This window comes from Halobiforma nitratireducens JCM 10879 (genome assembly GCF_000337895.1).
Classification (GTDB): domain Archaea; phylum Halobacteriota; class Halobacteria; order Halobacteriales; family Natrialbaceae; genus Natronobacterium; species Natronobacterium nitratireducens.
This window is the reverse complement of record NZ_AOMA01000180.1, coordinates 1-2,619: the sequence shown is the minus strand read 5'-3', so window position 1 is coordinate 2,619 and position 2,619 is coordinate 1. Positions and strand designations below refer to the sequence as shown.

The window sequence follows — 2,619 nt, the reverse complement described above, 5'->3', positions numbered from 1 at the left end:
GAGATCGAGTCGCTGACCGCTCTCGATCGGATCGTCTGACGGGCTCCGAGGGACAGCTGGTTTCGCTTGGGTCTCAGGACAGACGTGACTGGGGCTCTGGGATTCCGGGCTCGGCCGGTGTTCGCACACGCCCCACACGAAAGACGGTGATCGATGCCGATCTCACCGGAACGCGCCGGCCCGACCTATTTCCGCGCCGTCGGTGTCGAGGACGCCATGACCGACATGCAGATCGCGATCACCGGCGCGTCCGGCTCCGTCGGTAGGGAGGCCATCGACGCCTTCGACGACCGGGACGTGTCGCTGACGTTGTTTTCCCACAGTGAGACCGAGGACCTCGAGACCACGCCGATCGACGTAGCCGAGCGTGAGCCGTTCGTCGACGCCCTGGAGGGAATGGACGTATTGATCCATCTCGCAGCAAATCCCGATCCCCGCGCGGAGTGGGATGCCCTCTCTGGACCGAACGTCGAGGGGGTCTACAACGCGTACGAAGCCGCCGTTCGGAACGACCTCGAGCGGGTCGTCTTCGCGAGTTCGAATCACGCGGTCAACATGGACAACTGCGTCTCGCCGATCCGACCCGAATCGACGGTCGGCAACCCCGACCCGGTCCGTCCAGCGGGGCCTGCCGATCCCGACACCTACTACGGCGTCACGAAGGTCTGTGGAGAAGCGATGGGGTCGTACTACGCGAAACGGCACGGGATCGACGTGGTCAACCTCCGGATCGGCTGGCTGCTCACCCGCGAGGAGCTCCGCTCGGAGGTGACAAAGCGGGATGGTGCCGGCGAACGATTCGCGCGGGCGATGTGGCTCAGCCCCAATGACTGCCAGCGGGTCGTCGAGGCGGCCGCTACCCAGCCGCTTTCGTCGACGCCGCTGACCGCACACGGCATCTCGAACAACTCCCGGCGGTTCCTCTCGCTTTCCGAGACGATGCTCGAACTCGGCTACCGTCCTCGTGACGACGCGGAGGACGTTCTCGAGGGCGACGAGGACGGAGACGAAAACGGAGACAGAGAGAGCGCGACCAGACCCGACCACCTCGAGATGGAATGAACGTTCACCAGCGAGAACGAGACCAGTATCGACCACCGGTCGGTCACCGGACGCGGGTCCCAGTATCGAAAGACCGAATATCGGGACGTTCGTAGCGCTACACATGTCCACTAAAGTCTCCGAGTCGACGGGCTACGTCCCGAACGTCCAGATGTCGGCGTTCGGGTACGCCATCGCGGCGATTCTCGTCGTCATCATGCTGCCCGCGCTCCCGATCATCGCGCTGGCCTGGATCGTCTGGCGGGTGTTCGTCGCCGAGGACCAGGACGAATCCAGTTACGAGTCGTGGCGCAACGAGGCGGACAACGAGTGGGGCCGGTCGGCCGCCGGTCTCGACGACGAGGCAGAGACAGAGGAGAACGCGGAAGACGAGGCGGAAGCCACGGCGTAATTCGGCTCGGATTTCGGCGATCGGCCGTTCACGTTCGTCGATTTCGTCTTCGTCACAGCCGTTCGCCATCCTCGGATCGACCCCTCGCTCGAGGTCTCGTGTATCGCCGATCTCGGGGCCGTGTGTTCGCTGGATCGGTGTCCCGATACGGGTCGAGATGGATCTCTTTCGGACGGACGACTGCACTCTTCGGCCGCGATAATGCTATGCTCTGACCGGACGGAACCTGGGTAGTGAGCCCGTCAATCGTCGGCGAGCGCAGCGAGGTCCGCCGGCGGACCGCCGGGAAGGTCGTCGCGGTCGTGGGACGCCTCGAGGGCGAGTTCCGGGCCGCGGGCGACGATCCGGTGTGGGTTCACGTCCGGGTGGGTCCGGTAGTAGTGTTCCTTGATGTGGTCCATGTCCACCGTTTTCGCTACCCCTGGCGTCTGATAGAGGTCCCGCAGGTACGGCCACAGGGTGTCGTACTCGCGGACGTACTGTACGTTACACATGAAGTGAGTGTGATAGACGGGATCGAACCGAATCAGGGTGGTGAACATCGCGATATCTGCCTCCGTCAGCCGGTCGCCGGCCAGGTACCGCTGGTCCGCGAGGACGTCGTCCCAGTGGTCCAGTGCCGAAAAGAGATCGTCGACGGCGTCGTCGTACGGTCCCTGATCGGTCGCGAACCCGGCCCGATAGACCCCGTTGTTGATCGGCTCGTAGATTTCGTCGATGATCCGATCGACCTCCGACCGGTACCCCTCGGGATAGAGATCGACGTCTCGAGCCGTTCCGTCGTCGGACTCGCGTTCCTCGAGCGACGAGTCGAATTCGGTATCGAGTATCCGCATGATCTCCTTGGACTCGTTGTTCACGATGGTGTCCTCTTTCGTGTCCCAGAGGACGGGCACCGTCACGCGACAGGTTGCGTCCGGGTCGGCTTTCACGTACAGCTCTCGCAGGTAGTCCACACCGTGGACGTGATCGGGCGTACACCCTTCCTTCTCGGGCGTGAACTGCCAACCGTCCTCACCGCGGTAGGGATCGACGACGGAGACCGAGATCACGTCCTCGAGACCCTTCAGCGCCCGCGTCACGAGCGTCCGGTGAGCCCACGGGCACGCGTAGGAGACGTAGAGGTGATATCGGCCGGCCTCGGGCTGGAAGCGGGCGTCGGGGTC

3 protein-coding genes are annotated in these 2,619 nt (G+C 64.0%); 2 read left to right on the top strand and 1 reads right to left on the bottom strand.

What is annotated here, in order from left to right; all coding sequences use genetic code 11:
* Positions 1 to 216 precede the first annotated feature (216 nt).
* The gene (locus C446_RS16350; protein WP_049920306.1) at positions 217 to 1,062 is read left to right on the top strand and encodes an NAD-dependent epimerase/dehydratase family protein; all 846 of its coding nucleotides are present in this window, start codon (positions 217 to 219) and stop codon (positions 1,060 to 1,062) included.
* Between the two features lie 103 nt (positions 1,063 to 1,165).
* Positions 1,166 to 1,453, top strand: a complete 288-nt coding sequence (locus tag C446_RS16345) for a DUF7535 family protein (RefSeq protein ID WP_006674236.1) — start codon at positions 1,166 to 1,168, stop codon at positions 1,451 to 1,453.
* A 242-nt stretch (positions 1,454 to 1,695) separates the two neighbouring features.
* Here the strand turns inward: C446_RS16345 and C446_RS16340 are convergent.
* Positions 1,696 to 2,619: glutathione S-transferase family protein (locus C446_RS16340; RefSeq protein ID WP_006674235.1), on the bottom strand; the 924-nt coding region annotated here is incomplete at its 5' end.